Origin of the sequence: Pseudoxanthomonas sp., assembly GCF_035999195.1 — a bacterium.
Lineage (GTDB): Bacteria > Pseudomonadota > Gammaproteobacteria > Xanthomonadales > Xanthomonadaceae > Pseudoxanthomonas_A.
This window is the reverse complement of the sequence record NZ_DASYGY010000009.1, coordinates 1,190,210-1,215,313: the sequence shown is the minus strand read 5'-3', so window position 1 is coordinate 1,215,313 and position 25,104 is coordinate 1,190,210. Positions and strand designations below refer to the sequence as shown.

Sequence of the window (25,104 nt, the reverse complement as noted above, 5' to 3'; positions counted from 1 at the left end):
CGCGACGGAAGCGCCCCGCCCATTGTGCACGGGCGGGGCAGCGGGGGAACTACGGCATCGCGCGGCTCAGAACTTGAACGTGGCCGTCAGCACGGCGGAGCGTGCCGCACCGGGCGTCGCCCAGCCGTTGTTGCGCACCCGGGTGAAGTACTGCTTGTCGAACAGGTTGTCGATGTTCAACTGCAAGCCGAAGCGCGCATTGAACTGGTAGCCCGCCATCGCCCGGTGCATGGTGTAGCTCTTCACGCGCGGCGCGTTGGCGATGCTCGAAGTGTAGAAGTCGCCCTGGTAGGTGACGCCGTAACCGAACGTCCAACCCTGCAGCGTGTATGTCGTCCAGGCGCTGGCCGAGTGCTCCGGCGTGTTGGGCAGCGGATTGCCGGCCTGCGCGTCGATGCCTGTGTCCTCCAGTACGCGATCCGACACGCTCTGCAGGACTTCGCTGTCCAGGTAGGTGTAGTTGGCGAAGATCGACCAGTCGCGCGTGATGTTGCCGGCCACGCCCAGTGCGACGCCATCCACGCGTGCCCTGCCATCCAGTTGCTGCGTGCCCGACGGGTTGTCCGGGTTGTTGGGATCGGCCACCTTGTAATTCTGGCGCTCGTTGCGGAACAGGGCCGCGGTGACCGCCAGCCGTTCGTCGAGGAGGTTCCACTTCGTGCCGAGTTCGATGTTGACCGCGGTTTCAGGGTCCACTTCGCAGGTCTGCGCGGTGCAGGCGCCGTTGACCGAGGCCTTGGACGGCGTCTTCGAGTTCGCGTAGGACAGGTAGATGCTGCCGTTCTCCGCCGGCTTGAACAGCAAGCCGGCGCGATACGAGAACAGGTCGTCCTCGTTGCGGAAGGTGGGGCCGACGGTGATGGCGCCGCCAGCCGCAGGCGTGGCGTAGGTCAACGTACGGGTGTCGCCTTCGTTGTGCTCATAGCGCGCGCCCAGCGCCAGTTCCCATTGTGGGTTGAACTTCAGCGTGTCGAATACGTACAGCGCCTGGTTGTCCAAGGTGCCGTCCGTGCGACCCGTCCGCACGTAGTTGATGGATCCGCGGTAAACATTGTCCGGGTCGTGGATATCCATCACCGGATACACCGGCGACGTTCCGTCGGCGTTGCGCTGCGAGTTGCCGTTGTCCAGTTCATACGTTTCGTGCATGAAGGAGACGCCGGCGACCAGCGCATGCTCGACGCTGCCGGTACTGAATCGCGTGGTCAGGTCGGTCTGGCTGAGCGCCAGGCCGTTGCTCGTGTCACGGGTCGTGCCGCGCGGACCGCTGGGCTGGTAGGTGCCCGGCGCGCCACAGGGCTGGCCGTTGGCGGGATTGATGCCGCTGTCGAGGCACCAGGTACCCTGGGTCGGATTGACCACCGTGTACTGGTCCACCTTCTGGTAGCGGGCCAGGCTGCGCAGCGACGTCGTGTCGCTGATGTCGTGCTCGAACACGCCCGTCAGCACGTCGACATCGATCTCCTGCGTATCCATGTTGCGGTAGCCGAAGTAGGCGTCGCGACTCACCCCGGGTAGCAGGCCACCGTAGGCGGCGAAGTAGGGCAGGCCGTATTCGGGGATGTTCTCGTCGTGCTGGTGCAGGTAGCTGAGCGTGAAACGGGTATCCGAGCCGAGACCGATCGCGAACGAAGGCGCGATGCCCCAGCGCTTGTATTCCTCGACGTCGCGATCGGGCACGTCGTTGCGGTGGACCATGGCGTTGACGCGGAACGCCTGACCATTGCCGAAGTCGTGGTTGCTGTCCACCGTGACGCGCCCGAAGCGGTCCGTGCCGGCGCCCAGCGTCAGCGTGCTGAACTCGCCTTCGCGTGCGGACTTGCTGACCAGGTTGATGTTGCCGCCCACCGAGCCGGCGCCGGACATCGCCGAGTTCGCGCCATTGATCAATTCGATGGATTCGAGGTTGAAGTTGTCCGTGCGGGTGTACTGCGCGCTGTCGCGCACACCGTCCACGGTGATGTCGGTGGTGGCATTGAACCCCCGCAGGTTGATGCTGTCGCCGTAGCCGCCGCCGCCTTCGCCGGCGCCGAAGGTGATGCCGGGCAGCGTGCTGAGCACGTCGCGCAGGCCCAGCAGGTTCTGCTGCGCCATCACGTCGCTGGTCACCACGGTGATGGTCTGCGGTGTATCCACCAGGGCTTCGGTGTACTTCGGTGAGCTCGCCTTCTGCACGCGTTCGCCATGCACTTCGACGGTATCCAGTTCCTTGGCCTGCATGGCGCCGCCGGCGGGAGCCTCGCCGGCCGGAGCGGCGAGGGCGGGCGTGGCGATGGCCAGCAGCAGGGCAGTGGCGAGCGGGGAGTGGCGCAGGTTCATGAGCATCCTCAGGTGCGGAGAAGAAACACCCGGTGGCGAAGGCTGGCGGGAGCGGTGACAGGGACGGATCGGCGCCGTTCGGCGCAGGGATCGGGGGAGGCAGCGGCAGGGCACCGGCGGATGCGGTGCGCAGCGTGATCAGGCGGCGGGCGGCCCGCGGCCCGGGTGGCGGATAGCCCGTGATCGCGCTACGTCGACATGCGGTGCGACGACCACACGTGCCCGTGGTCCCGGCGGCGCCAACGTCGCGGCGAGGCCGGCATCATCGCCTTCGGACTCGGATGGCATGGGAAGGCTTTCCGCCGGCCGTTCCGCCTGTGCCGGGACGGTGTCGGCAACATCGCGTTCGGCCGCGAGATTGTCGTGCTGCGACAGTGTCAGGGCCCACGTGGTCCGCTCGCCCTCGTCGGAGACGCTGCAGGATGTGCTGCCGCCCACGATCACGAACAGGCACGCCATCAACAGGCCGGCGAACACGGACGTGAAAGGGTGGATATCGCGCAGCACCAGGGCCTCGGGCGGGTCGTGCTGCGACAGCCTGCCGCAGCGGTGCGACAGGATAATGAGAATGATTTGCGATTACAACACGAGCGTCAGTCGTCGGACTCAGTCGCGGTCGTCGCGGGTCCAGACCCCGCCGTGTTCGATCCTGGTCGGAAACTTCGCCACCGGTGAATAGGCCGGCGCGCACAGGGCCCGCCCATCGCGGACATCGAAGCGGGCGCCATGCAGCACGCATTCGATGCTGGCCTCCGCCGGGTCGAAGCTGCCCGCCGACAGCTCGAAATCCTCATGGCTGCACTGGTCCTCCAGCGCATACAGGGCGCCGTCATGGTTGACGACCACGATGGGCGTGCCGGTGACCTCGTCGAAGACGGTCTTCATTTCTCCGGGCAGCAGCTCACCGGTGGCGCATACGAACGTCCACGTTTCGCTCATGCGACGGCTCCCGCCAGCGGCTTTTCCAGGACCTCGAAGCGCAGATCGTCGCGCCTGGGAATGCCATAGCGCGCGTCGCCATAGGGGAACGGCTTCTTGATGCCGGTGCGCACGTAGCCGCGACGTTCGTAGAACGCGATCAGCTCATCGCGGATGTCGATCACCGTCATGCGCATGGCCGGCAGACCCCAGTCCTCGCGCGCGACGCGCTCGGCTTCGGCCAGCACCGCCTTGCCGACGCCGCCACCCTGCAGGTCGGGACGCACCGAAAACATGCCGAAGTAGCCCGCGCCGTCTTCCTCGGCGACATGCGCGCACGCCAGCAGTACACCCTGGCGCTCTGCCAGCACGATGCGGCTGCGCGGACGTTCGATGTCGCGCAATAGCGCGGCGGCATCGATGCGCTGGCCATCCAGCAGGTCGGCCTCGGTGGTCCAGCCCTGCCGGCTGGCGTCCCCGCGGTAGGCAGAGGTCACCAGCGCCACCAGGGCGGGGATATCGGTGTGGGTCGCCGTGCGGAAGGTGAGGTTGTCCATGCCGGCATTTTACGGAAGCCCGGGCTGTTGTAGGAGCGACGTCAGTCGCGACCGTACCGTCCCCGGCGCTGGAACCCATCACGGCATACGTGAGGCACAGTCTCTACGGGTGCCACTCCCCCGCAGGCCACACCCCTCACGCCAGCAGCTGGCGCGCCTTTTTCAACGCAGCGACGAAGTGCTCCACTTCCTCATGCGTGTTGTAGAACGCGAACGACGCACGCAGCGTCGCCGCCACACCATAGAACTGCAGCAGCGGATGCGCGCAGTGCTGGCCGGAACGGACGGCCACGCCGTCCAGGTCGAGCAGGGTGGCCAGATCGTGCGCGTGCGCGCCTTCGATCAGGAACGAGATCACCGCGGCCTTGTCGGGTGCCCGGCCGAAGATGCGCAGGCCCTCGATCCGGTCCAGCTCCTCGGTGGCGTGCGCGAGCAGGTCGGCTTCGCGCGCCTCCACGTTCGCCATGCCCAGTGCATCCAGGTAGTCCACGGCCGCGCCCAGCCCGATGAAACCCGCGATGTTGGGCGTGCCGGCTTCGAACTTGTGCGGCGGGTCGTTGAACACGGTGCCGTCGAAGCTCACTTCCTTGATCATCTCGCCGCCGCCGATGAACGGCGGCATGGCCTGCAGGTGTTCCTTGCGCGCCCACAGCGCGCCGGTGCCGGTGGGGCCGCACATCTTGTGGCCGGTCAGCGCGTAGAAATCGCAGCCGATCGCGGCGATGTCGACCGCGCGGTGCGGCACGGCCTGCGAGCCGTCGATCACGGTGACGATGCCGCGCCTGCGGGCTTCGCGGCAGATCTCGCGCACCGGGTTGACCGTGCCCAGCACATTCGAGGTGTGGGTGAGTGCAAGCAGCTTCACGTCGCCGGTCATCGCGGCGTGCAGCGCATCGAGGTCGAGGGTGCCGTCGTCGCGGACCTCGGCGACCTTGATCGTCGCGCCGGTACGCTGGGCGACCAGCTGCCACGGCACGATGTTGGCATGGTGTTCCATGCGCGAGACGAGGATCGTGTCGCCGGCCGTCAGTCGCGGCAGTGCCCACGAATACGCGACCAGGTTGATCGCGAACGTCGTGCCACTGCACAGCACCAGTTCGTCCGGCCGCACGTTGAGGAAGCGCGCCAGTGTCCTGCGCGCACCCTCGTAGGCTTCGGTGGCCTCTGTGCCCAGCGTATGCACGGCGCGGCTGACATTGGCGTTGTGCTGCCGGTAGAAGTCGTCGACGGACTGGATGACCGAGGCCGGCTTCTGTCCCGTGTTCGCGCTGTCCAGATAGACCAGCGGCTTGCCGTTGACCTGGCGCGACAGCAGCGGGAAGTCCGCACGCACGCGCGCCCAGTCGATCGTGCGTCCGGCCGGTGCCGGGGTGGCCTGGTGGTTCATGCCACGCCCAGTCCGGCCAGCGCGGCATCGACGCGCGCCACCAGCAGATCGCGCAGGCCCGGGTCCTCGATGGCCGACAGCGGTTCGCGGCAGAACGCGGCGGTCAGCAGTTGCTGCGCCTCGGCCTGCGGCAGGCCACGCGAGCGCAGGTAGAACATCGCCGTCGTGTCGAGCTGGCCGACGGTCGCGCCATGCGCCGCTTTCACTTCGTCGGCATGGATCTCGAGCACCGGCTGGGTATCGATCTCGGCATTGGCCGACAGCAGCAGGTTCTTGTTCGACAGCGCGGCATCGGTGCCGTCCGCACCTTCGCGGATCAGGATGCCGCCATGGAAGACGGCGCGGCCACGATCCGCCCCCAATCCACGCCACGTCAGTTCGCAGGCGGTGTCGCGACCGATGTGGTCGATACCCAGGCGCGTGTCGACATGGCGACGGCCGTGTGCGAGCAGCACTCCGTTGGCCACGAGGCGTGCGTTGTCGCCTTCCAGCCGGACGTTCAGCTCATGTCGCGCGAGGGCGCCGCCGAGCTCCAGGTCCACGCGCCGGTATTCGCTGTCGCGTGCCAGCACCGCGTCGGTGCGCAGGAAGGTGGTGGCGCGGTCGCTGCCTGCCTGGATGCGGGCATGATCCAGGCGCGCGTCCTTGGCCAGATGCACATGGCTCAACGCATTGATGAAGTGCGCATGGTCGTCGACCGCGATGTGGTGCTCGACAACCGTCAAGGCGGCGCCGGCGCGCAGTTCGATCAGGTTGCGCAGGTGCCAGGCACGATCCGCGCCGTCGCCGGTGCCGATGAAGACCAGGTGCAGCGGATGCTCGCTGCGCGTATCGGCCTCGGCGCGCAGCAGTACGCCTTCGGTCGCCAGCGCGGCGTTGAGGCGTGCGAACACTTCATCGGTCCGCTCGAAGCGGCGCTGCAGGAACCGCGCCGCGTCGCCGCCCTCGGCCAGCGCTTCGGAGAGCAACTGCACGCTGACGCCATCCGGCAGGTCCGTCGTCAGCGACAGCGCCACCGAGTAACGGCCGTTGACGAACACCGCACGCGGCGCCGGGATGTCGGCCAGCAGCATCGGATCGAGCGCCGGCAACGCGTCGGCGGCAGCGAAGCTGCGACGCTCGAGCTGGCGCAACGAGGTGTACTTCCAGGCTTCGGCGCGCGGGCCCGGCAGGCCGTCGCGCAGGGCTTCGTCCAGCACCGCGCGGCGTGCGGCATCGCCCTGGAAGGTGGCAGCCAGTGAATCGAGCAGCGCGCTCATCACGCTGCCTGCTCCGGCGTCACGCGGTCCTTGATCCAGGCGTAGCCATGCTGTTCCAGCTCCAGCGCAAGCTCCGGGCCGCCGGTCTCGACGATGCGGCCGCCGGCCAGCACGTGCACCACGTCCGGCTTGATGTAGTCGAGCAGCCGCTGGTAGTGCGTGATGACCAGGAAGGCGCGGTTGGGCGAACGCAGCGCGTTGACGCCATCGGCGACGTTCTTCAGGGCGTCGATGTCCAGGCCGCTGTCGGTCTCGTCGAGGATCGCCAGTTTCGGTTCCAGCACGGCGAGCTGGAAGATCTCGTTGCGCTTCTTCTCGCCGCCGCTGAAACCTTCGTTGACGCCACGATGCAGCAGTTCGTCCTTCAGGTGCAGCACGGCCAGCTTCTCGCGCACCAGCTTGAGGAACTGCATCGAATCCAGTTCGGATTCGCCGCGCGCCTTGCGCTGTGCATTGAGCGCCGCGCGCAGGAAGTAGGTGTTGTTGACGCCGGGGATTTCTACCGGGTACTGGAAGGCCAGGAACACGCCGGCAGCGGCACGCTCTTCCGGTTCCAGTTCCAGCAGCGGCTTGCCGTCGAACTCGACGCTGCCGGCCGTGACCTCGTAGCCTTCGCGGCCGGCCAGGATATTGCCCAGCGTGGACTTGCCGGCGCCGTTGGGTCCCATGATGGCGTGCACTTCGCCGGGCTTCACCTCAAGCGTCAGGCCTTTGAGGATGTCCTTGCCGGCGACGCTGGCGTGGAGGTTGTCGATCTTGAGCATAGTGATTCGTGATTCGGGATTAGGGATTCGTAGGGGCGGGAGCACCGAATCGAAGAAGGGGGGGCGCGTTTACGAATCCCGAATCTCCAATCCCGTATCCCGGGAAGGTTCCGTCGGCGTTAGCCGACGGAACCTTCCAAAGACACTTCCAGCAGCTTCTTCGCCTCCACCGCGAACTCCATCGGCAGTTCTCGGAAGACCTGCTTGCAGAAGCCGTCGACGATCATGGAGACGGCGTCTTCCTGGCCGATGCCACGCGCGCGGCAGTAGAACATCTGGTCGTCGCTGATCTTGGAGGTGGTGGCCTCGTGTTCCAGCGTCGCCGTCGGGTTCTTCACCTCGATGTAGGGGAAGGTGTGCGCGCCGCACTTCTTGCCGATCAGCAGGCTGTCGCACTGGGTGTGGTTGCGCGCGCCGTCGGCGTTGCGGTCTATCTTCACCAGGCCACGGTACGTGTTCTGGCCACGGCCGGCGCTGATGCCCTTGCTGACGATCTTCGACTTGGTGCGCTTGCCCACGTGGATCATCTTGGTGCCGGTATCGGCCTGCTGGCGGTGGTGCGTCAGCGCGACCGAGTGGAACTCGCCCACCGAGTCGTCGCCCAGCAGCACGCAGGACGGGTACTTCCAGGTGATCGCCGAGCCAGTTTCCACCTGCGTCCACACCACCTTGCTGCGGGCGCCGCGGCATTCGGCGCGCTTGGTGACGAAGTTGTAGATGCCGCCACGGCCTTCCTCGTCGCCCGGATACCAGTTCTGCACCGTGCTGTACTTGATGTCGGCATCTTCCAGCGCCACCAGTTCCACCACAGCGGCATGCAGCTGGTTCTCGTCGCGCATCGGCGCGGTGCAGCCTTCGAGGTAGGACACCGAGGCCTTGTCCTCGCAGACGATCAGCGTGCGCTCGAACTGGCCCGTGTGGCCGGCATTGATGCGGAAATAGGTGCTCAGCTCCATCGGGCAGCGCACGCCCTTGGGGATGAACACGAAGCTGCCGTCGGAGAACACCGCCGAGTTCAGCGCGGCGAAGTAGTTGTCGCCTACCGGCACGACACTGCCGAGGTACTGCTTGACCAACTCCGGATGCTCCTTGATGGCCTCGCTCATCGAGCAGAACACGATGCCCTTCTCGGCCAGTTCCTTGCGGAAGGTGGTGCCCACGCTCACCGAGTCGAACACGGCATCGACCGCCACGCCGGCCAGCCGCGCGCGCTCGTGCAGCGGCACGCCCAGCTTGTCGTAGGTGTCCAGCAGTTCCTGAGGCACCTCGTCCAGCGACGCGTACTTGGCCTTCGGCGCGGAGTAGTAGCTGATGGCCTGGAAGTCGATCGGCGCGATCTTCAGCTTGGCCCAGTGAGGCACCGGCATGGTCAGCCAGTGGCGGTAGGCGGCCAGGCGCCATTCCGTCATCCACTCAGGCTCGTCCTTCTTGGCGGACAGGGCGCGCACCACGTCCTCGTCGAGGCCGGGCGGCAGCGAGTCGGATTCGATGTCGGTCACGAAGCCGGCGTCGTAGCGACGTCCCAGCTGTTCCAGGATTTCAGCGTTCTCGGTGGCCATCGGGCTGCCTGCGGTTCAGCGGGTGGCGACCTGCACGGCGATCGGTCGCCTGCGCACGTCGTCGGAAGAGGAGGGGGGCGGGGCGACCATCTGGGCGAGGGTGAAGCCTCGCAGCGCGTCGGCCACCACATCGTTGATCAACCGCCAGTTGGCGCGCGCACCGCATTTCTGCGCGATGCCGCACTGGCTTTCGCTCTGGCTGCACTCGGTCATCGCCAGCGGACCCTCCATGGCCTCGACGATCTCCACCAGGGTGATCTCGGCCGCGTCCCGGCTCAGGCGGTAGCCGCCGTGCACGCCACGCAGGCCTTCCACCAGCCCGGCCTGGGCCAGCGGCTTGAGCACCTTGCTGACGGTGGGCGTCTCCAGGCCGGAGTGGTCGGCCAGATCGGACGCGCTGAGCACCTCGCCCGGTCGGGCGGCGAGCACGGTCAGGACCACGGTGGCGTAGTCGGTGAGCTTGGTGACACGGAGCATCGGGGAGGGAAGGTCCGGAAAACGTACCGAAATTGTACGCTTTCACGCCGTCGCGCTCAAACCCTGAGGTTTTCCCCGTTCAGCGGCGGCGGATGACCTGACGGATGTCACCCGTGATGGCTGACGGCTGCGACTGATGGAGGGGCGATGGGATCGGGAACATAGGCAGCGTCCACTTCCGGACTGCCACCGATCGAAGGATTCTCCATGAGCACCATGCACGGCCACTCCGATACCGCCCCGTCCGCACGCGGCCTGGACCAGCGCTTCCTGTGGCGGGTCCTGCTGGCCATCGGCGGCGTCTACCTGGCGGTGAAGGTATTCCGCGGACTCGGCAACCTGTTCTGGACGGTGTTCGGTCTCGCCTTCGCCCTGTTCTGGGTGATCGGCGGGCACGGGTCCTGGGGTTGATGCGGCGTCTTCACTGGCCGGCTGCAGCCTGCGGGGCGGCCGGCAATACCAGGCCCAGGTAGGGCGCAGGCGGTGTCTTCCCGGGTGGCAGCGCCTCGGGTGCCGGCTGACCGGCGGCGCCCAGCGCGTGGACGAACCGGTAGATCGCGCGGCGGTCGTCCTCGCTCATGGCGCGCACGGCGAAGTCGGGCATCATCGGTCGCGTGCGCAGGCTGGCGCTGTACTCCATCCACTGCGCCTCGGTCAGCTGCTGCATGCGCAGCCGCAGGTTGCTGGGATAGGTGGTGCCCCACGGTCCGTGGAAGCCCATCGGCGAACCGACCAGCCACGTGTCCCTGGCGACCGTGCCGCCGGATTCCGCATACCCGGGCGTGTGGCAGTCGTTGCATCCGCCGATGCGCACGAGGTACTCGCCGCGCGCGAGCAGGTCGGCGTCCGACAGCGACGGGGCGGGCAGCGCCGCCACGACGCGCGGCGACGCGGGCTGGCAGGCGGCCAGGGCCAGCACCAGGGCGGGAAACATCGGGAGGCGGATCGGACGCATGGCCACGGCTGTGCAAGGGGAATGCGCCATCGAACGCGCGGCCCGGCGCGGACCGGCCACGCGGTCGCCAGTCGCGATTCAGGCCGGGATTTGGGAATCCCGCACGCTTGGGCGAGAATCCCGCCTCTACCTGCTCCCTGGACGCCGCATGCCCCGCAAGATCGAAGCCCGCCAATCCGACATCCACGGCAACGGCGTGTTCGCCATCGCCCCGATCGAGAAGGGCGAGCGCGTGGTGGAGTACAAGGGCAAGCGCCGCACCCACGAGGAAGTGGATGAGGACGACACCGGCGACGTCGATTCCGGCCACACCTTCCTCTTCACGCTCAACGACGACTACGTCATCGACGCGAACCACAAGGGCAACAAGGCACGCTGGATCAACCACAGCTGCGATCCGAACTGCGAGGCGGTGATCGAGGAGCACGACGGCAAGAACCGTAAGAAGGACAAGGTCTTCATCGAGGCGATCCGCGCGATCAAGCCCGGCGAGGAACTGACCTACAACTACGGCATCGTGCTGGCCGAGCCGCATACCGCCCGCCTGAAGAAGATCTGGGCCTGCCGCTGCGGCAGCAAGAAGTGCACCGGGACGATGCTGCAACCCAAGAAGGGCCGCTGACGCCGGTACGCCCTCACAGGCACGGATGCCGCAGGAACGCCGAAGGTTGAAATGACCGAAGGCAGGTGTGGTCCGTGATTTCCATCGCTACCTTGCGCGCACCGGACCACCACCCGCCCGCCATGACCCTCTCCCGCCTTGCCTGCGCGCTCGCGCTGGCGCTCCCCTGCAGTGCCGTCCACGCCGTCGAGATCGACGGCCGCATCGACCCCGCCGAATGGCAGGGCGCGCGCCACGTCACCGATTTCCGCAAGACCCAGCCGCTGACCGGCGAGCCCGGCTCGCTGCCGACCGAGGGCTGGGTACTCGCCACGCCGGACGGTCTGGCCATCGCCTTCCGCGCCACGCACCCGGCCAGCGTGCCGCGCACGCGGCAGAAAGTGCAGCGCGATTTTGACGCGCAGGTGGACAGGATCAACGCCTTCATCGACTTCGACGGCGACGGCCGCACCGGTTATGCCTTCACCGTCAGTTCGACCGGCGGCATCGCCGATGAGATCATCACCAACGAAAACCAGTTCAGCAGCGACTGGGACGGCCAGTGGCGCCACGCGATCAGCGAGGACGAACAGGGCTGGTCGGTCGAACTGCTGATCCCGTGGCACACCGCGCCGATGCGCGACGGCACCGATGGCCAACGTACGCTCAAGGTGTTCCTGGCGCGCGTGATCGGCGCCACCGGCGAGCGCATGGCGTGGCCGCAGGCCAGCTTCGAGCGCCCCCGCTTCCTGTCCGACTTCGCGCCGGTCACCGTGCCGCGCTACGACCAGTCGCTGCTCGCCGTCACGCCGTTCGTGTCGGGCCTGTACGACAACGTCGGCGACCGTGCCGACCTCAACGCCGGCGCCGACCTGTTCTGGAAGCCGAACGGCCGATTCCAGCTGACCGCCACGCTGAAGCCCGACTTCGGCCAGGTCGAGGCCGACGACCTGGTCGTCAACTTCAGCGCCACCGAGACCTTCATCAGCGACAAGCGGCCGTTCTTCACCGAGAACCAGGGCATCTTCGAACTGACCACACCGTCGGACGACAGCCAGCAGCTCTACACCCGGCGCGTGGGCAGCACGGGCGACATCACCGCGGCGGTGAAGTTGAACGGCAGCCTGGGCAAGGTCAACTACGGTCTGTTCTCGGCCGACGAGGATGGCACTACCGGGCGCAGTTACCACGCACTGCGATTGGTGCGCGACTTCGAAACGCAGAACGTCGGCGCGATGCTGACCCGCGTGGACGATCCCTGGCGCGACCGCGAGGCCACCGTGCTGGGCGTGGACCACAACTGGCGGCCGACCGCGCGCTGGAACGTGCGCACGCGCCTGCTGGGCAGCCGCATCGCGCAGGCCGGGACCGACACCGACGATGTCGGCGCGACCGTCTGGGCCGACTACGAGATGGACCGCGGCTGGCGCCAGCAGTGGATCGCCATGCACTTCGGCAACGACCTGCAGCTCAACGACTTCGGTTACCTGTCGCGCAACAGCACCAACTACCTGCACTGGGAACTGCGCAAGCGCTTCACCGGCCTGCCGGAGGCGTCGCGGTACGCATCGAAGGACTGGCGCTGGCGCGTCAGCAGCAGCCACAACAACCACGGCGACAAGCTCAACGACCAGTTCCGCATGAGCCGGGAAGGCCAGCTGCGCGACGGCAGCTACGAGTACGCGCAGATCAACGTCAACAGCGCCGGCCTGAACGACACGCTGCTGCGCGGCAACGGCGTGGTGAGGATGCCGGCGAACTTCAACACCTACTTCGAGTACGAACGGCCGCGCAAGGGCGACTGGGCGCACGAAACCGAACTCGAGGCGTTCACCGGCGGACTGGCGGGCAACCGCAAGGCCGGCGCGGGCCTGGGGTATACCGCGACCTATTTCGTCAACGATGCCTTCAGTGTCTACGCCGGCGGCTACGCGATCTACAGCCCCGACTGGCTGGTATGGCAGCGCGAAGACCTGGTGGGCGGGTTCACCCGTCGCCAGCTCGACCTCAATGCCGGCCTGGACTGGGTGATCGATCCGCGCCACGAGCTGCGGGTGAAGATGCAGGCCATCGCGCTGGATGCGCGCGTGCACGATGCCTGGCGCTTCGATCCGCGCGGCCATGCCGTGGCGACGGCCGACGCGGTGGACGACTTCAGCGTGCGCAACCTGGGCTTCCAGATCCGCTACCGCTACGAACTGGCGCCGCTGTCCTACCTGTACGTGGTGTACGCACGCGGTGGTTACGAGCAGCGCACCGGCACGGAAGGCGTGGATGGCCTGCTGCAGGACAGCCTGCGCCTGCGCGACGACGAGCAGCTGGTGGTCAAGCTCAGCTACCGGTTCGAGATCTGACCGGGCGGGAGGTCAGCGGGTCGCCGCGGGCTGCAGGGTGATCACCACCTGGCCGTCGTCGATGCGGACGGCGTCGGCGGCCAGCGTCCCCGGCACCTGCGCCAGGTCGTCCTCGGTCAGCCGGTAGAGGGGGCGGCTGTTCGCGTATTCGCGGATTAGCTGCTGCAACGCCTCGCGCGAGCCGCCCGGCAGGCCGCGACCCGCCGCGGCGGTCCCCAGGTGCTCCAGCACCGGGTCGACCAGGTGCAGGCCACGCGTCGCCGGGTCGTAGCGCAGGCCGCTGCTGACCACCACGTTGCCGTTCTCCAGGCGGTCGCCACTGGCCAGCATCACGTCGTAGTCCATCTGCAACTGCAGGCGTTCGCCCGGCACGGGAATGCGTACCTGCGGGTCGCTCAGGGTGAGCGAGGCGAAGCCCTCCAGCAGCGCATGCTCGAGTGGAAAGCCACTGCGCGCAGCGGCTTGCAGGTGCGAAGCGTCGAAGCGCAGCACGTTGCCACTGTCGGCCATCGCCAGCGATGGCAACAGCAGCGCGGAGAGCAGGGCGAAGCGGGCGATCAGGGTTTTCATCGGGCTACCTCACTGCAGGTGGATGACCACGCGGCCGTTCTCGATCTGCGTGCCGCCGATCCGCTTGCTGGCGGGCAGGCGCTGCAGGATGTCGTTGTCGATCCGGTAGACCGGCTCGCTGCGCGCGTACTCGGCCAGCACGGTATTGACCAGCTGCCGCGTACCGCCGGACATCAGCGAGCCGCTGCCGGGGACGTCGACCGACAGGATCTCCGGGTTGTCCAGGTGCAGGCCGCGGGTGGCGGGGTCGTAGCGCAGCCGACTGGCCAGCGCGAAGTGCCCGCGGCTGACATCGCGCGCACCCAACGCCCTGACGCCGATGTCGAAGTCCAGTCGCAGGCGATCGTCGCCAGAGGGGATGCTGAGCCGCGGATTCGTCAGCGTGGCCGACACCAGCCCGCCGAGCTTGTCGAACTCGCGAGGGAAACTCTGGTTCAGATAACGCTGCAGCTGCGGCTGGGTGAAGTTGATCTGGTTGCCCAGCAGGCCGGTGACGGTATTGAGCGTTTCGCAGCCGGCGAGGGCGAGCGTGGCGGTGCCGGCGAGGGCGGCGACCAGGAAGCGTCGGCGTGTACGCATGGAGAGCTCCGTGACGGGTCGCCGCACCTTAGCCGGCGCTGCCTGTCCAAGGGCTAACCGGCAGGCTGCCGGAAGTGTCGTTTGCGCTCGGCGGTGTAGTGCCACCAGGGCACCGGTCCGCTGCCTTCCATGAAGCGTACCGCGGCGATGAAGCAGTCGCACAGGCAGGGGTCGTGGCGCTGGCCAGTGGTTTCGTTCACGCGCCGGTAGAGCGCATACGGGTCCTGGCCCACGAGGTCATGCGGGTGGGCGATGCCGATGCCGCGCAGATCGCCCGCGATGGACCGCCCGATGTTGGGAATGTCCTCGAGCGTGCGCGCTTCGTCGGCATGGCGGGCTTTCATCGCTAGGAGGCTGGCGTGGCCCGGGCGTGGTGTCAGCCGGCGTCGCGGCCGCGCGCCTTCAACGAGGCGATGAACTCGCCCATGTGCGGACGCAACGCAGCGAACAGGTCGTCGGCGTCCTTGCGGTGGTCCAGCATCAGGCCGCTGAGCAGCTTGGTACCGACCACCAGCGCGGCGCGCTCGTCGCCGGTAAGGCCACGCTGGCGCTGGACGGCCTCGAGGATGCGCATCCAGTCGTCATCGCAGGCATGTTCGAATTCGATGGTGCAACGCCCCTGGCAGGGCTGGCCGTCGCGCTCGATCGGCGTCACGGTGATGCGGTAGCGGTGGGCGTCGTTGGGCATGGCGGCGGAGCTGGCGCGGCGGGGACGTCTCCAAGATAGGCCTGTGTCCGGGGTGGAACGAGGGCCTTCGCCGCGATGGACTGTTCCGTCGAGCGGCGCCGCGGTTCAGTCGACGGCCGCCGCACGCGCCTTGAACAGGGGCAGCGGATCGTAGGCGCCCTGGGTGCCATAGATGCCGTAGTGCAGGTGCGGCGGCGTGCCCTGCGCGTTGCCGGTGGTGCCCACGTAGCCGAGCACGTCGCCGGGCTGCACGACCTGGCCGGTGGACAGATCCGCCGCCCAGTCGTCGAGGTGGGCGTAGTAATGACGCTCCCGGCCCGGGCCCAGCACCCACACCTGTTTCCCGCCCAGTCCGCCGTCGCGCACCGACACCACGATGCCGCGCGTCGCACTGGTGATCGGTGTGCCGCGCTTGGCGAAGATGTCCACGCCCTGGTGCGTGCGGTCACGGCCGCGGGGCGCACCGAAGGTATCGGCGATCTGCCGCGCCCGCACGCCTTGCACGGGTACGGGCAGCTCGATCGGCGGCGATGCGCGCGAGATGTCCCACAGCATGCGCGAGGCGGCCATGAACGGCCGGCCCCATGCCCACGCGAGCAGCAGGGCCAGCGCCGCCAGCCACAGCATCGTCCATGCGAGGCGCCGCAGGCGGCGCACGGCCGGTCGTGCCATGCGGGTCAGGGCGAGGCGGTCTTCATCTGCGCCAGCTGGCGTTCCAGCTGGGATTTCAGCGACGGATCCAGCTTCAGTTGCCTGGCCAGCTCATCCAGGTACGCGCGCTCCATGAAGCTCTGGTCGTCGGCGACCATCAGGCTGGCCAGGTACATTTCCGACGCGATCTCCGGCGTACTGCCGGCACGCGCCACCTCGGCCGGGTCCAGCGGCTTTTCCAGTTCGGCATGCAGCCACTGCTGCACCTCGCCATCGGTACCGAGGCGGGCGAACTCGCCCTCGATCACCTCACGTTCGCGCGCGTCGATATGGCCATCGGCTTTCGCCGCCGCGACCAGCGCGGTGAGGATGGCCTGGCTGTGCAGTTCCGCCTGTGGCGGCGGCAGGCGGTCGACCGTCTGCGGCGTCGCGCCTGCCGCGAACCCGCCCTGCTGCTGCTTGTACTCGCCGTACGCGCGATAGGCCATCACGCCGATCGCCGCCAGGCCGCCATAGGTGGCCAGCTTGCGGGTGGTCTTGTTCTTGCCCAGCAGCAGGCCCAGCGCGCCGCCGGAGATCGCGCCCTTGCCGAAGTCGGCGTTGAGGACGCTGCCGGTGCCGCTGGAGGATTTCAGCAGATGGTCGAGGAAGCCCTGGATCTTCATGCGTGCGTTACCTTGCGTGGACGGAGGTCCTGTCGATCTGAGGGCGTCCGGCGGTCGGGACAAGGGTGACGGATGGCAGGGATGGGCGGCGTCGGGCTTGCCGGATCGCCGTCATGCCTGCTGCAGGCGTCCGCAACCCGGACGCGGCGGCAGCGGAGCAGGCCGCTCCGCTCTGCGCAAAAAAGAAGGGACGGCCAGGCCGTCCCTTCGTGCAACCTGTGGAAGCGCAGCGATCAGGCTGCGGCGTCCTTCAGCTTCTTCAGCGGGCGCACCTTGACCTTCACCGAGGCGGGCTTGGCGGCGAACCACTGCTCTTCCTTGGTGAACGGGTTGATGCCCTTGCGCTTCGGCTTGGCCGGCACGTTGACGGCGGTGATCTTCAGCAGGCCCGGCAGGGTGAAGGAGCCGGCGCCCTTCTTGTTGATCGAGGCGTGGACGGCGCTTTCCAGCGAGGCCAGCACGGCACGGACGTCCTTGGCGGCGACGGCGGTGGCTTCGGCGATGTGGGCGACGAGGCCCGACTTGCTCAGCGCTTCCTTGATCGGCTTCGGCGCGGCCGGCTTGGCGGCGGCCTTCGGTGCAGCTTTCTTGGCGGCCTTCTTCGGCGCGGCCTTCTTGGTGCTCTTTGCCATGTGTCCTGTCTCTACTGTCGAGTGGTTGGGTAATCGGGCCGATCGCATCGGCAAGCGAAATGTAGGGCAAAGAACTGGCGGCGCCAAGGGCAGGAAGGCCCTGAAATGCCTTTTTTTTCGGTTTTTTCGCAATTTCCCGTCGCCGCATGTCGGAAATCGCCTGTCGGCATGACGGAATCACCTTTCCCCGATGCAGCGCAGGCGGCATCCCTCGCGTTCCACCGCGACCGGATGCCGCACCGTCCGCGCGACTCACTCGTCGTCGTGCCGCGGCTTGTAGGCCTCCACCAGCTTCTGCTGCACGGCGGGCGGGACAGGTTCGTAGTGGCTGAAGTCCAGGCTGTAGCGCCCCTGGCCCGCGGTCATCGATTTCAGTTCGGCCGCATAACCTTCCAGTTCCGCCAGCGGTACCTGCGCCTTCACCACGATCTCGCCGCGCACCGTGTCGGTCCCGTTGATGCGGGCGCGCTTGCCCGCAAGATTGCCGGTGATGTCGCCGACCTGCGCTTCGGATACGGCCACTTCCAGGTCGACCACCGGCTCCAGCACCTGCGGCCGCGCCTTGGCGATGGCGTCGAGGAAGGCCTTCTTGCCGGCAGCGACGAAGGCCACTTCCTTGCTGTCCACCGCATGGTGCTTGCCGTCGTGCACGACCACCCGCAGGTCCTGCAGCGGGTAGCCGGCGATGGCGCCGCTGCCCAGCACCTGGCGCACGCCTTTCTCCACCGCCGGCAGGAACTGGCCCGGAATCGTGCCGCCCTTCACCTCGTCGACGAATTCGAAGCCGCCGCCGCGCGGCAGCGGCTCGATGCGCAGCGACACCTCGCCGAACTGGCCGGCGCCGCCGGTCTGCTTCTTGTGGCGGTGGTGGCCTTCGGCCTTGGCGCCGATGGTCTCGCGGTAGGCGATCCGCGGCGGCCGAGTCTTCACCTCCACGCCGTGCCGTTCCTTCAGTCGTTCCAGCATCACCCGCAGGTGCAGGTCGGAGAGGCCGCGGATGACGGTTTCGTTCAACTCCGGCTGGTGCTCGACGACGAAGGCCGGATCCTCTTCGGCCAGCTTCTGCAGGGCGATGGACAGTTTCTGCTCCTGGCCCTTGCTGGCCGCCTCGATCGCCAGGCCGAACATCGGCTTCGGGAATGCCACCGGCGCCAGGTGGATGTGGTCCTCGTCGTGGCTGTCGTGCAGCACCGCGTCGAAATGCAGGTCGTCCACCTTCGCCACCGCCGCGATATCGCCGGGGATGGCCTGGTCGACTTCCACGTGGTCCTTGCCCTTCAGCTTGAACAGATGGCCGACCTTGAACGGCTTCTTGCCGTCGTCGACGAACAGCTGCGTGTCCTTCTTCAGCGTGCCCTGGTAGACGCGGAAGATGCCCAGCTTGCCGACGAAGGGGTCGTTGACGATCTTGAAGACATCGGCGATGACGTGCGCGCGCGGATCCGGTACCGCCTGGACCGGTTGCGGTCCGCTGCCGTTGAGCTTCACGAACGGCGGCGGATTGGCTTCGGCCGGATTCGGGAACAGCCGCTCGGCCACGTCCAGCAGTTCCTTCACCCCGACGCCGGTGCGCGCGGATGCGAAGCACACCGGCACCAGATGTCCTTCGCGCAGGCACTGTTCGAAGGCGTCGTGCAGCTCCTCGCCGGACAGGCCGCCTTCGCCCAGGTCCAGGTAATGCTCCATCACCGTCTCGTTGATCTCGACCACCTGGTCGATGATCTTCTGGTGCCAGTCGGTGACCGGGCCGAGATCGGATTCGCCGGCCGATTGCCCGAAGCAGTCGATCACGGCCTTGCCTCCGTCCGCAGGCAGGTTGAGCGGCAGCACCTCGGGACCGAATTCCTCGCGCAGCGCGGCCAGCACGCCGGCTGCGTCGGCGCCCTCATGGTCGATCTTGTTGATGACGATGGCGCGGCACAGATTGCGCTCGCGGGCACGTTCCATCAGGCGGCGGGTGCCGTGGGCCACGCCGGTATCGGCATCGACCACGATCAGCGCGGTATCCACCGCGGAGAACGCCGACAGTGCCGGGCCGCGGAATTCCGGATAGCCCGGGGTGTCGATCAGGTTGACGTGCATGCCGCCGTGGTCGGTGCTGGCGATGGCGGTGTCGATGGAGTGGCCGCGGGCCTTCTCGATCGGGTCGTGGTCCGACACGGTGGTGCCGCGTTCGATGGTGCCTGCCACCTGGAGGGCGCCGCCGGCATGCAGCAGGGCTTCGAACAAGGTTGTTTTGCCGGCGCCGGGGTGGCCCGCCAGGGCCACGTTGCGGATCTGTTGCGTGCTGTACGACATGAGGCCGTTCCTCCCGAGGGTTGGGGTCGAAGGGCCGTCATGGCTGTCCGGGCAGAGCGCATCCCGTGAGCGTGGCGCTCGGCGGGCGGTCATGGCGGACGGCCAGCATCGGCATGCGGGTGGGCGGGGTCAAGCCGCAGTGCGGAACATGGCGTGAACATCTCCGGGTGTACGCTGCGCGTCCCCTGACCCGATGGAGCACGACCATGGCTTTGAAGCGTTACGCGGATGCGGTGTGGAGCGGTGACCTGCAGTCCGGCAAGGGCACGCTGAGTACGCCGCAGAGCGGCCTGTTCGAAGGCCAGAACTATTCCTTCAAGACCCGCTTCGGCGACGAGAAGGGCACCAACCCGGAAGAGCTGCTGGCGGCCGCGCATGCCGGCTGCTTCACCATGGCGCTGTCGGCGGTGCTCGGCAAGGCCGGCTTCACCCCCGACAAGCTGCAGACGCGGGCCGAAGCGACGATGGAACCCGGCATGGACCCGGGCCCGACCGTCACCGGCATCAAGCTGACGGTGTCGGCCAGCGTGCCGGGCATCAGCGCGGCGCAGTTCGAGGAGATCGCGCAACAGGCGAAGGCGGGCTGCGTGATCTCGCGCGCGCTGTCGGTGCCGGTCTCGCTGGAGGCGACGCTGCTTTGACGGCGGTAAAGGCCGCGCTGCTGGTGCATGGCGCCGGTGGCGGCGGGTGGGAGTGGAACGTGTGGCGCGGCGTGTTCGAGGCGGCCGGCATCGTCGTGTCCGCGCCGGATCTGCAGCCGGTGGCGGCGGGACTGGTGGCCACCGGCTTCGACGACTACCTGCAGCAGGCGCGCGAGGCGCTGCTGGCGTTGCCGCGCCCGCGCGTGGTGATCGGTGCCAGCCTGGGCGGCCTGCTGGCGCTGCATGTCGCCGTGGCCGCGGATGCCGTGGTGCTGGTGAACCCACTGCCGCCGGCACCCTGGCATGCCGCGCTGGCGCCGCGTACCTGGCCGGATGTCGTGCCGTGGCGCCGCCATGCGCGCCTCGACGGGACGCGGCGTGCTTTGCCGGACACCGACGAGGCGACTGCACTGTTCGCCTTCCGCCGCTGGCGCGACGAATCCGGCGCGGTGCTGCGTCATGCGTATGCGGGCGACGGGGTCGCGCGGCCCGCGTGCCCGGCGCTGTTCGTGCTGTCGCAGGTCGACGACGACGTCCCGCCGGCGATTCCTTCCGCCATGGCGACCGCATGGTCGTCCGAGGTGCTGCAAACGGTTTCTCCTTCGCATGTCGGGCCCCTGCTGGATCGGCACGCGTCCGGCGTCGCCGGACAAACTGTCGAATGGCTAAACCGCACGGTTCAGGCGGGTTGAGTTCAGCCCGATTTCACCCGGACGGGCCGAGCATGCGTCCACGCCAATCCGGCGTGGGGGAGTACCCGACATGAAGCGTCTTTCCGCCGCCGTGATGGCCGTGGGCCTGCTGGCCGCCGGCGTGGCATCCGCGCAGACCTCGCAGCAGTACGGCACGTCCGACCGCGACGGCGCCGAACCCTACTACGACTACGCACGCGTCGTCCGCGTCGACCCCGTCATCGAGGGGGGTTACCGCGATACGCGAAGCACGACCTCGCAACGGTGCTACTACCGCGATGCCGACGACGTCCATGCGCGCGACGGCTATCGCGACGACGTCTACGGCGATGTCTACGACAATGGCGACTACCGCGACGTCTACGGCGAGGACGGATATGGCGACCGGCGCAGGACCGCCGGCGGCACCGAGGCCGGACGTACGGTGGCCACGGTCATCGGCGGCATCGCCGGCGCGGTGCTGGGCAGCAAGGTCGGCGACGGCAGCGGTCGCTACGTCGGCACCGCGGTCGGTTCGATGGTCGGCGGCATGGCCGGCCGGTCCATCTACGACAACAGCCAGCGCAACCGTCAGGTACAGCGTGGCCAGGTGCGCGTCTGCGATCCCGTTCCGGCGAGCGACGGCCGTTACGGTGACGACTACTACGGCGATGGGCGCGTCTCCGGTTACGACGTCACCTACGAGTACGGTGGTCGTACCTACCACACCCGCACCGGTTACCACCCCGGCGACCGCATGCGCGTGCGGGTCGACGTGCGTCCCGAGTGAGCCCGCCTGGAGCGGGAGCCGCAGTGCAGGCAAGGGATTGCAGGGGAGGGGCCGCAAGGCCCCTTTCTTGTCGGCGTTGCCGTCGCGCGCGCCACCGCGCATAGTCCCGCGCTGGATCACGACGGGAGTGCGGCATGCGGCGTCTGGCATGGGGAATGGGCGGGTTGCTGGTGTGCGTCGGCGCGGTGCAGGCGCAGGTACAGGTGGTGACGGCGAAGCGCGTGCACACGTCCGATCCCGCGCGGCCGGTGGTCGAAGCCATGGCCTGGGATGCGCAGGGCCGCATCCTGGCGGTCGGCGGCGCCAGTGAGTTGCTGGCTCGCTATCCCGACGCGAAACGCATCGACGCCGCCGGTAAGACGGTCATCCCCGGTCTGATCGATGCGCATGGCCACGTGATGGGGCTGGGTTACGCGCTGATGCGCGCCGACCTGGTGGATGCGCGCGACAAGGCCGAGGTGATCGCGCGATTGCGTGCGTTCGAGCAGCAGCTTCCCCCGAATGCGTGGTTGCTGGGTGGAGGTTGGGACCAGAACGACTGGCCAGGGAAGACATTCCCCACCGCCGCCGATCTCGATGCCGCGTTTCCCGACCGCCCTGTCTGGCTCGAGCGGGTGGATGGCCATGCGGGCTGGGCGAACAGCGCGGCGCTGCGCGCAGCGGCGGCGAAGGCGCCGCGTCCGCTGGATGGCGACTGGCAGCCGGACGGTGGTCGTATCGAACGCATCGATGGCCAGCCCAGCGGTGTCTTCATCGATGCCGCCATGGCACTGGTGGGCGCGGTGGTGCCGGCGCCGGACGCGTCGTATCGCCGTCAGGCGCTGGAAAAGGCGACCCAGGCGGCGGTGCGCAACGGTCTGACCGGCGTCCACGACATGGGCGTGTCGCGCGCGGACCTGGCGCTGATGAAGCAGCTCGCCGACGAACGGCGCCTGCCGCTGCGCATCGAGGCCTATGCCGATGGCGACAGCGACGCGCTGGACGATCTCTGTTCCACCGGCCTTTACCGTCATGCGGGCGGTCGCCTGCAGATGCGCGGGGTGAAGCTGTACGCGGATGGTGCGCTGGGCAGCCGCGGTGCCGCCCTGCTGGAGGATTACAGCGACGACCCAGGCAACCGTGGCCTGCTGGTCACCGAGCCGGCGGCGCTGGAGTCGGCCATGCGCAAGGCACGCGGGTGCGGCGTGCAGGTGGCGACGCACGCGATCGGCGACCGCGGCAACCGGCTGGTTCTGGATGCCTACCAGCGCGTGCTGGGCGATGCCGCGAAGACCGACCATCGCTGGCGTATCGAGCATGCACAGGTGGTGGCGCCGGAGGAGTTCCCGCGGTTCGCCGCGCTGGGCGTGATCGCCTCGATGCAGCCGACCCACGCCACCTCCGACATGCCCTGGGCGCAGGATCGCCTGGGCCCGGTGCGCATCACCGGCGCCTATGCCTGGCAACGGTTGCAGGGCAGTGGCGTGAAGCTGGCGTTGGGGTCGGATTTTCCGGTCGAATCGGTCGATCCGCGGCGCGGTCTGCATGCGGCGGTTACGCGGCAGGACGCGCACGATCATCCAGCCGGTGGCTGGCGCGCCGAAGAGCGTCTCAGCGCCAGCGAGGCACTGCGCGGCTTTACCGCCGATGCGGCCTGGGCGGCACACGATGAAGCGAGCGTCGGCCGGCTGGCGCCCGGCCTGCGCGCGGATTTCGTCATCCTCAACGAAGACCCGCTGGCGATTCCGGGCGAACAGCTCGACGACTTGCACGTGCGCTCGACCTGGGTCGATGGCAAGGCGGTCTACGAGGCGGAGTAGGGTCAGCTTTTGTGGGAGCGACGTCAGTCGCGATCGCTCCCCGCCTCCCGTTGCCGCTGGCGTTGTCGAAGACCGTGCATTCGCGACTCACGTCGCTCCCACAGGAAGCGGGTTCCGTTACCAGTCGATCTCGCCGTTCACGATGGTGCGCACGTGGCCGCCGGACCATACGTCGCCGGCTTCGTCCACACGCAGCTGCAGGCGGGCGTCGTAACCGACTTCGCGACCCTGGCTGACGACGTAGCGGCCGTCGCGCCCGGGCAGCGCATCGCGCGAGGCCAGCCACGCGGCCAGCGTCGCGTTGGCGGCACCGGAGGCGGCGTCCTCGAACGCGGCCGGCGCACCGACGAAGGCGCGCACGGCCAGGTCGTACTCCTGGCCTGGCGTGCGCGCATAGGCGCAGACGCCCATGCTCTCGGTGGCACGGGCGAGCGCGCCGATGGCGTCCCAGTCCGGCGTGGCACCGCGCAGCGTGGCCTCGTCGCGCACCTCGGCCAGCCACCAGCGGCGACCGCCGTCGACCAGCGCGGGCGGAAGTTCACCGGCGGGCAGGTTCGCAAGCGCGGCGCGCAGGCCCGTATCGTTCGCGGGGTCGCCCACCTTCACCACCTGCGCGCGCGGGGTGCGCACGGCGATGGTGCGCGTGGTGCCGTCATCATCAACCCGCAACGGCAGCACACCGACCGCACCTTCCTGCATCAGCAGGCCGTCGACCGGCGCGGCGAGTCCGGCATCGAGCACGACATGCGCCGTGCCGACGCTCGGATGGCCGGCGAACGGCACTTCGCGACGCGGAGTGAACATGCGCACGGCATAGCTGGCGCCCGGCTGCGTGGGGGCGAACACGAAGGTGGTTTCCGGCAGTCGCGTCCAGCGGGCGATGGCCTGCATGGCGGCGTCATCCAGGCCAGCCGCATCGAGGACGACGGCCAGCGGATTGCCGGCGCCGGGGCGGTCGGCGAAGACGTCCAGTTGGACGTAACGGCGGAGGGTCATGGGGGATGTTGTCGCGTGGGGGCTGCGCAGCTTACCAAGTCACCCGGCCGTCGATGACCGCCTGCACCTGGCCGCCGATCCAGGCCTCGCCTTCATCGTCCACCTGCAAGGCGACGCGACCGTCGCGGCCGAGTTCGCGCCCCTGGCTGGCGATATAGCGTCCGCCCTGGCCCGGGAGGGCACCGGCCGCATGCAGGGCCGCGGCGATACACGCGTTGACGCTGCCGGTGACCGGATCTTCCGGGATGTTGTCGGCCGGGCAGAAGGCGCGCACGGCGAGATCATGGTCGGTGCCTGCTGGCGTGCGGCCGAAGACCGCCAGGCCGACGGCCGCGGTGGCCTGCGTCAGCGCGGCGATGGCGGGCAGGTCGGGCGCCAGACGTCGGACGGCGTCGGCGTCCTCCAGTTCCACCAGCCACCAGGAAGGTCCGTTGTTCCAGAGCGCGAGAGGCAGGCCGGCGATGGGAAGGCGGGCGGCCACGGCGTGGAGGAGGGCAGGCGATGCCGCAGCATCGACGGGACGTGCGCGCGGCGCCCGCAACCGGATCGCCCGCTGGTGCCCGTTGCCGTCGATGCGGACCGGCAGCAGGCCGGCCGCACACTGCTGTAGCAGCTTGTCCGCGTCATCGATCAGGCCGGCCTCCAGGGCGACCCAGGCGGCGCCGACGCTCGGGTGCCCCGCAAACGGCAGTTCCTGCCGCGGGGTGAAGATGCGGATGCGGTAGCTGGCGTCGGGCGTGGTCGGGGGCAGGAAGAAGATCGTCTCGGACAGATTGGTCCAGGCAGCGAATGCCTGCATGCGCGCCGTGTTCCATCCCTCCGCATCCAGGACGACGCCCAGCGGATTGCCCGCGCCGGGGCGGTCGGCGAAGACGTCGACCTGCAGGTAGCGATGGGAGGTTCGTTGCATGCGGTACGGTCCGGTCGCGCGCGGGGGCTTCGGCTAGAATCGACGGTTCACGCCCGAAGGGTTC

Annotated in this window: 27 protein-coding genes; 7 read left to right on the top strand and 20 right to left on the bottom strand. The window is 68.3% G+C overall.

From position 1 onward, the window contains the following. Positions 1–66: 66 nt before the first annotated feature. The 9 genes from VGN58_RS12755 to VGN58_RS12715 form a co-directional block, all read right to left on the bottom strand. Complete coding sequence (locus VGN58_RS12755) at positions 67–2,319, bottom strand: TonB-dependent siderophore receptor (RefSeq protein WP_327483579.1); 2,253 nt, start codon at positions 2,317–2,319, stop codon at positions 67–69. Between the two features lie 138 nt (positions 2,320–2,457). Then, entirely contained in the window at positions 2,458–2,826 is a 369-nt protein-coding gene (locus tag VGN58_RS12750) for a hypothetical protein (RefSeq protein WP_327483578.1), read from the bottom strand. A 99-nt stretch (positions 2,827–2,925) separates the two neighbouring features. Continuing rightward, on the bottom strand, positions 2,926–3,258 hold the full coding sequence (locus VGN58_RS12745) for a non-heme iron oxygenase ferredoxin subunit (protein WP_327483577.1): 333 nt from the start codon (positions 3,256–3,258) through the stop codon (positions 2,926–2,928). Beyond that, entirely contained in the window at positions 3,255–3,794 is a 540-nt protein-coding gene (locus VGN58_RS12740; RefSeq protein ID WP_327483576.1) for a GNAT family N-acetyltransferase, read from the bottom strand. The genes VGN58_RS12745 and VGN58_RS12740 overlap by 4 nt, the downstream gene beginning before the upstream one ends. Positions 3,795–3,930: 136 nt before the next feature. Further along, complete coding sequence (locus VGN58_RS12735) at positions 3,931–5,181, bottom strand: cysteine desulfurase (RefSeq protein WP_327483575.1); 1,251 nt, start codon at positions 5,179–5,181, stop codon at positions 3,931–3,933. After that, complete coding sequence (gene sufD / locus VGN58_RS12730) at positions 5,178–6,440, bottom strand: Fe-S cluster assembly protein SufD (protein WP_327483574.1); 1,263 nt, start codon at positions 6,438–6,440, stop codon at positions 5,178–5,180. Before sufD ends, VGN58_RS12735 begins: the two co-directional genes overlap by 4 nt. Then, positions 6,440–7,204 carry a Fe-S cluster assembly ATPase SufC gene (gene sufC, locus VGN58_RS12725; RefSeq protein ID WP_327483573.1) on the bottom strand — a complete coding sequence of 255 codons (765 nt, stop codon included), beginning with the start codon at positions 7,202–7,204 and terminating at the stop codon, positions 6,440–6,442. The genes sufD and sufC overlap by 1 nt, the downstream gene beginning before the upstream one ends. Positions 7,205–7,323: 119 nt before the next feature. Then, on the bottom strand, positions 7,324–8,763 hold the full coding sequence (gene sufB / locus VGN58_RS12720; protein WP_327483572.1) for a Fe-S cluster assembly protein SufB: 1,440 nt from the start codon (positions 8,761–8,763) through the stop codon (positions 7,324–7,326). Positions 8,764–8,778: 15 nt separating this feature from the next. After that, entirely contained in the window at positions 8,779–9,240 is a 462-nt protein-coding gene (locus tag VGN58_RS12715) for an SUF system Fe-S cluster assembly regulator (RefSeq protein WP_327483571.1), read from the bottom strand. A gap of 207 nt (positions 9,241–9,447) precedes the next feature. On the opposite strand from VGN58_RS12715, the gene VGN58_RS12710 reads away from it, so the two are divergent. Next, positions 9,448–9,651, top strand: coding sequence for a hypothetical protein (locus VGN58_RS12710; RefSeq protein ID WP_327483570.1), 204 nt, complete (start codon positions 9,448–9,450; stop codon positions 9,649–9,651). 10 nt (positions 9,652–9,661) lie between these two features. Here VGN58_RS12710 and VGN58_RS12705 read toward each other — a convergent pair whose 3' ends face one another. Next, positions 9,662–10,195, bottom strand: coding sequence for a cytochrome C (locus VGN58_RS12705; RefSeq protein ID WP_327483569.1), 534 nt, complete (start codon positions 10,193–10,195; stop codon positions 9,662–9,664). 148 nt (positions 10,196–10,343) lie between these two features. Between VGN58_RS12705 and VGN58_RS12700 the strand changes: the two genes are divergently transcribed. Both VGN58_RS12700 and VGN58_RS12695 read left to right on the top strand, forming a co-directional pair. Further along, entirely contained in the window at positions 10,344–10,817 is a 474-nt protein-coding gene (locus tag VGN58_RS12700; protein WP_327483568.1) for an SET domain-containing protein, read from the top strand. Between the two features lie 122 nt (positions 10,818–10,939). Then, positions 10,940–13,150 carry a DUF5916 domain-containing protein gene (locus tag VGN58_RS12695; RefSeq protein ID WP_327483567.1) on the top strand — a complete coding sequence of 737 codons (2,211 nt, stop codon included), beginning with the start codon at positions 10,940–10,942 and terminating at the stop codon, positions 13,148–13,150. Between the two features lie 12 nt (positions 13,151–13,162). On the opposite strand, the gene VGN58_RS12690 is transcribed toward VGN58_RS12695, so the two are convergent. The 8 genes from VGN58_RS12690 to fusA all read right to left on the bottom strand — a co-directional run bounded on the left by VGN58_RS12690 (position 13,163) and on the right by fusA (position 19,233). After that, positions 13,163–13,720: a hypothetical protein gene (locus VGN58_RS12690; protein ID WP_327483566.1), complete on the bottom strand. Its 558-nt coding sequence runs from the start codon at positions 13,718–13,720 to the stop codon at positions 13,163–13,165. Between the two features lie 9 nt (positions 13,721–13,729). Further along, positions 13,730–14,299 (bottom strand): DUF1439 domain-containing protein, encoded by a 570-nt coding sequence (locus VGN58_RS12685; protein WP_327483565.1) that lies wholly within the window; start codon positions 14,297–14,299, stop codon positions 13,730–13,732. A 53-nt stretch (positions 14,300–14,352) separates the two neighbouring features. Next, positions 14,353–14,643, bottom strand: coding sequence for a helix-hairpin-helix domain-containing protein (locus tag VGN58_RS12680; RefSeq protein ID WP_327483564.1), 291 nt, complete (start codon positions 14,641–14,643; stop codon positions 14,353–14,355). Between the two features lie 32 nt (positions 14,644–14,675). After that, positions 14,676–14,987 carry a DUF3861 domain-containing protein gene (locus tag VGN58_RS12675; RefSeq protein WP_327483563.1) on the bottom strand — a complete coding sequence of 104 codons (312 nt, stop codon included), beginning with the start codon at positions 14,985–14,987 and terminating at the stop codon, positions 14,676–14,678. A 105-nt stretch (positions 14,988–15,092) separates the two neighbouring features. Next, positions 15,093–15,659, bottom strand: coding sequence for a M23 family metallopeptidase (locus VGN58_RS12670; RefSeq protein ID WP_327483562.1), 567 nt, complete (start codon positions 15,657–15,659; stop codon positions 15,093–15,095). A 5-nt stretch (positions 15,660–15,664) separates the two neighbouring features. Then, a complete protein-coding gene (locus VGN58_RS12665; RefSeq protein WP_327483561.1) occupies positions 15,665–16,303 on the bottom strand; it encodes a tellurite resistance TerB family protein in 639 nt (212 codons plus the stop codon). Between the two features lie 233 nt (positions 16,304–16,536). Further along, on the bottom strand, positions 16,537–16,935 hold the full coding sequence (locus VGN58_RS12660; protein ID WP_327483560.1) for an HU family DNA-binding protein: 399 nt from the start codon (positions 16,933–16,935) through the stop codon (positions 16,537–16,539). A gap of 252 nt (positions 16,936–17,187) precedes the next feature. Beyond that, positions 17,188–19,233, bottom strand: coding sequence for an elongation factor G (gene fusA, locus VGN58_RS12655; protein ID WP_327483559.1), 2,046 nt, complete (start codon positions 19,231–19,233; stop codon positions 17,188–17,190). A gap of 206 nt (positions 19,234–19,439) precedes the next feature. Here fusA and VGN58_RS12650 point away from each other — a divergent pair, with 206 nt between their 5' ends. From VGN58_RS12650 to VGN58_RS12635, 4 genes are all read left to right on the top strand, one after another. Then, positions 19,440–19,874 carry an OsmC family protein gene (locus tag VGN58_RS12650; protein ID WP_327483558.1) on the top strand — a complete coding sequence of 145 codons (435 nt, stop codon included), beginning with the start codon at positions 19,440–19,442 and terminating at the stop codon, positions 19,872–19,874. After that, positions 19,871–20,566 (top strand): alpha/beta fold hydrolase, encoded by a 696-nt coding sequence (locus VGN58_RS12645; protein WP_327483557.1) that lies wholly within the window; start codon positions 19,871–19,873, stop codon positions 20,564–20,566. The genes VGN58_RS12650 and VGN58_RS12645 overlap by 4 nt, the downstream gene beginning before the upstream one ends. Positions 20,567–20,636: 70 nt before the next feature. Further along, on the top strand, positions 20,637–21,335 hold the full coding sequence (locus tag VGN58_RS12640; protein WP_327483556.1) for a glycine zipper 2TM domain-containing protein: 699 nt from the start codon (positions 20,637–20,639) through the stop codon (positions 21,333–21,335). A gap of 134 nt (positions 21,336–21,469) precedes the next feature. Then, positions 21,470–23,134 (top strand): amidohydrolase, encoded by a 1,665-nt coding sequence (locus VGN58_RS12635; protein ID WP_327483555.1) that lies wholly within the window; start codon positions 21,470–21,472, stop codon positions 23,132–23,134. 117 nt (positions 23,135–23,251) lie between these two features. Here VGN58_RS12635 and VGN58_RS12630 read toward each other — a convergent pair whose 3' ends face one another. Next, complete coding sequence (locus tag VGN58_RS12630) at positions 23,252–24,130, bottom strand: PhzF family phenazine biosynthesis protein (protein ID WP_327483554.1); 879 nt, start codon at positions 24,128–24,130, stop codon at positions 23,252–23,254. Positions 24,131–24,161: 31 nt separating this feature from the next. Next, on the bottom strand, positions 24,162–25,040 hold the full coding sequence (locus VGN58_RS12625; protein WP_327483553.1) for a PhzF family phenazine biosynthesis protein: 879 nt from the start codon (positions 25,038–25,040) through the stop codon (positions 24,162–24,164). Positions 25,041–25,104 lie beyond the last annotated feature (64 nt).